The following is a 2,582-nucleotide window of genomic DNA, read 5'->3' as shown; positions in this document are numbered from 1 at the left end:
CCTCGTCGCGGGGGCGGCCATGGCGGGCGGCCACCGCATCCCGGGCGGCGCGCTCGTCGTCGGCACTCGGATAGCGGGCCAGATCCGGTAGCCGGGCGGCCAGCCGCTGCACCAGCCAGGCCGGCGGGTGCGGGTGGCGGACGTTGACAGCGAAATCCAGCATGCCCGGCTCGGCCGCCTGATCACCGTGATACCGCGCTCCCGGCGGCGCAATCGAGGCACCGGAGTCCAGACCCGCCACGGGTCAAACAGTAGTGGTCCGCGCCGGCGAGCAGCTATCCGGAGCAGCTGACGCAACCACCCGGCCGTCAAGGACAATGAGGACGTGACAGATACGGTCTTGGCTGAATCGGAGTGCCCGCCTGCTCCGGCGGGTCGCCCGCAGTTGGTCATCTTCGACCTCGACGGCACCCTCACCGACTCGGCGGACGGGATCGTGTCCAGCTTCCGCCATGCGTTGCGCCACGTCGGCGCCGCTGTTCCCGACGGTGATCTCGCCGGCTGGATCGTCGGCCCCCCGATGCACCACACACTGGCGTCGATGGGTCTCGGTGAGCACACCGAGTCTGCAATCGCCGCCTACCGCGCCGACTACAGCACCCGCGGTTGGATGATGAACAGTGTTTTCGACGGCATCGAGCCGCTGCTGGCCGAGTTGCGCGCCGCCGACGTCCGGCTGACCGTGGCGACGTCCAAGGCCGAACCGACCGCACAACGCATCCTGGCCCGCTTCGGGCTCGACCAGCACTTCGAGGTCGTCGCCGGTGCCAGCGTCGACGGCTCCCGCAGCAGCAAAACCGACGTGCTGGCGCATGCCCTGGCGCAGCTGCAGCCGCTGCCCCGGCGGGTGGTCATGGTCGGCGACCGCTTGCATGACGTGGAAGGAGCGGCCGCCCACGGCATCGACACGGTGGTGGTCGGCTGGGGCTACGGACAAGCCGACTTCACCGGGCACCGCGCGCCGACGGTGACGCACGTCGCGACCGTCGCCGAACTACGGAGGGCGTTGGGTGTCTGAGTCTGATTGCCCGCCTGACGCGCGGCTGCACATCACGTTCATCTGCACCGGCAACATCTGCCGTTCGCCGATGGCTGAGAAGATGTTCGCCCACCAGATCAGCCAGCGCGGATTGCACGACGCGGTTCGGGTGACCAGTGCGGGTACCGGCAACTGGCATGTGGGCAAGTGCGCCGACGAACGGGCCACCCGCGTGTTGCGCGCGCACGGTTATCCGACCGCGCACTGCGCCGCGCAGCTCGACACTGACCATTTGGCGGCCGACTTGCTGGTGGCGCTGAGCCGCAACCATGTTCGGCTGTTGCAGCAGTGGGGAGTCGAGGCCGACCGGATACGGATGTTGCGATCCTTCGACCCGCGCTCGGGCGGATATGCCCTGGACGTCGTCGACCCCTACTACGGCTACCATGCCGATTTCGAAGAGGTCTTCGCGATCATCGAGGCCGCGCTGCCGGGCTTGCACCAGTGGGTCGACGAACGGCTCGCACAGGACGGGCATTGATGCGGCGCTTCGCCTTCCTGCTGCGACCGGGGTGGTTGGCCCTGGCGCTAGTGGTGATCGCGTTCACGTACTTGTGCTTTACCGTGCTCGCACCTTGGCAGCTGGGCAAAAACACCAAGACATCGCGAGAGAACAAGCAGATCGAGCATTCCCTTACTACGGCGCCGGTTCCGCTGAAAGACCTGTTGCCGCAGCAGGACTCGTCGGCACCCGATGCGCAGTGGCGCCAGGTGATCGCCACCGGGCATTATCTGCCTGATGTGCAAGTGCTCGCCCGCTTACGGGTGGTCGACGGCAATCCCGCATTCGAGGTGTTGGTGCCGTTCATCGTGGACGGCGGACCCACCGTGCTGGTCGACCGCGGCTATGTGCGCCCGGAGCAGGGTTCGCGGATCCCGCCGATCCACCCGCCGCCGAGCGGCACCGTGACCATCACGGCGCGGCTGCGCAACTCCGAGGCACCCATACCAGGTAAAGAACCGTTCGCCAAAGACGGTGTCCCGCAAGTGTATTCGATCAACACTGCTCAGGTCGCAGCGCTCACCGGGGTTCGGTTGGCCGGGTCGTATCTGCAACTGGTCGACAACCAGCCCGGGGGGCTCGGGGTGATCGGGGTTCCGCAGCTGGCTGCCGGGCCGTTTCTCTCCTATGGCATTCAGTGGATCGCCTTTGGCATCCTCGCTCCGATCGGACTTGGCTATTTCGCGTTCTCCGAGGTGCGCGCCCGCCGCCTGGAAAAGAGCCAAAAACCCCCGACCGAGACCGCTGCTGCGCCAATGAGCGTCGAGCAGAAACTCAGCGACCGCTACGGCCGGCGGCGCTGAGCCAGAGCGCCAGCGTAGCCGCTGTCGCCGCCTGCACCATCCGCGAAAGCAACAGCGCGCGGCGCAGGTCGGCCACCGAGGGCGCCGCCCCCTCACCTAAAGTCGGGCGGATCTGCAGCTGATAGGGGTAATGCGTGGGGCCGCCCAGCCGCACGCCGAGCGCCCCGGCGAACGCCGCCTCCACCACGCCGGCGTTGGGGCTGGGATGTCGCGGCGCGTCGCGACGCCAGGCCCGCAC

General features: G+C 67.9%; 3 protein-coding genes and 2 pseudogenes. 3 read left to right on the top strand and 2 right to left on the bottom strand.

The annotated features are described in order from the left end of the window. Positions 1–241: pseudogene (locus ACFE99_RS24800) on the bottom strand (hypothetical protein); the annotation flags it as partial. 84 nt (positions 242–325) lie between these two features. On the opposite strand from ACFE99_RS24800, the gene ACFE99_RS24795 reads away from it, so the two are divergent. The 3 genes from ACFE99_RS24795 to ACFE99_RS24785 are packed head-to-tail and all read left to right on the top strand — an operon-like array spanning position 326 to position 2,344. Further along, positions 326–1,018 (top strand): HAD-IA family hydrolase, encoded by a 693-nt coding sequence (locus ACFE99_RS24795; RefSeq protein ID WP_375489485.1) that lies wholly within the window; start codon positions 326–328, stop codon positions 1,016–1,018. A gap of 25 nt (positions 1,019–1,043) precedes the next feature. After that, positions 1,044–1,520 (top strand): low molecular weight protein-tyrosine-phosphatase, encoded by a 477-nt coding sequence (locus ACFE99_RS24790; RefSeq protein ID WP_375489487.1) that lies wholly within the window; start codon positions 1,044–1,046, stop codon positions 1,518–1,520. Then, positions 1,520–2,344 (top strand): SURF1 family protein, encoded by an 825-nt coding sequence (locus tag ACFE99_RS24785; RefSeq protein WP_375489483.1) that lies wholly within the window; start codon positions 1,520–1,522, stop codon positions 2,342–2,344. Before ACFE99_RS24790 ends, ACFE99_RS24785 begins: the two co-directional genes overlap by 1 nt. Here ACFE99_RS24785 and ACFE99_RS24780 read toward each other — a convergent pair. Continuing rightward, positions 2,326–2,582 (bottom strand): annotated as a pseudogene (locus tag ACFE99_RS24780) (cobalamin biosynthesis protein); the annotation flags it as partial. The gene ACFE99_RS24785 and the pseudogene ACFE99_RS24780 sit on opposite strands and share 19 nt — an antisense overlap.

The sequence above is a fragment of the uncultured Mycobacterium sp. genome, assembly GCF_964249325.1.
Classification (GTDB): domain Bacteria; phylum Actinomycetota; class Actinomycetes; order Mycobacteriales; family Mycobacteriaceae; genus Mycobacterium.
The sequence above is the reverse complement of the archived record's forward strand: the minus strand, read 5'-3'. Positions and strand labels throughout refer to the sequence as shown.

Excerpts from the sequence above, each read along its gene's own strand:
- ACFE99_RS24785 (WP_375489483.1), top strand. The coding sequence starts at position 1,520 with ATGCGGCGCTTCGCCTTCCTGCTGCGACCGGGGTGGTTGGCCCTGGCG.